The sequence below is a fragment of the Priestia sp. SIMBA_032 genome, from assembly GCF_046535215.1.
Lineage (GTDB): Bacteria > Bacillota > Bacilli > Bacillales > Bacillaceae_H > Priestia > Priestia aryabhattai.
In genome coordinates, this window is the sequence record NZ_JAWRXD010000484.1 from 1 (window position 1) to 279 (window position 279).

The window sequence follows — 279 nt, forward strand, 5'->3', positions numbered from 1 at the left end:
GGTCTGGACCGGGCGGCCCTCGCCCGTCCACTCGACCATCGAGCCGTCGTACATGCGGACATCCGGATTGCCGGCGACCTCGCTGAGCGCGAACCAGCCGACCGACGCCCAGTGGCCGGTATTGCAGAAGGAGATCTGCGCGCCCTCGGGCTCCAGACCCACCTGCGCGATCAGCGACACCAGTGCGTCGCGGTCGATGACGTCCCGGCCCTCGTCGACGACGAAGGTGGAGTGCGGGACATTGACCGCCCCCGGCAGTGTCCCCGGCTCGGCCGCCGC

At 71.0% G+C, this 279-nt stretch carries 1 protein-coding gene; it reads right to left on the reverse strand.

The window, feature by feature from the left end; all coding sequences use genetic code 11:
- Nucleotides 1–279 (reverse strand): sulfurtransferase (locus SB717_RS35235; RefSeq protein ID WP_410907555.1); only part of this gene is annotated, 279 nt, incomplete at both ends.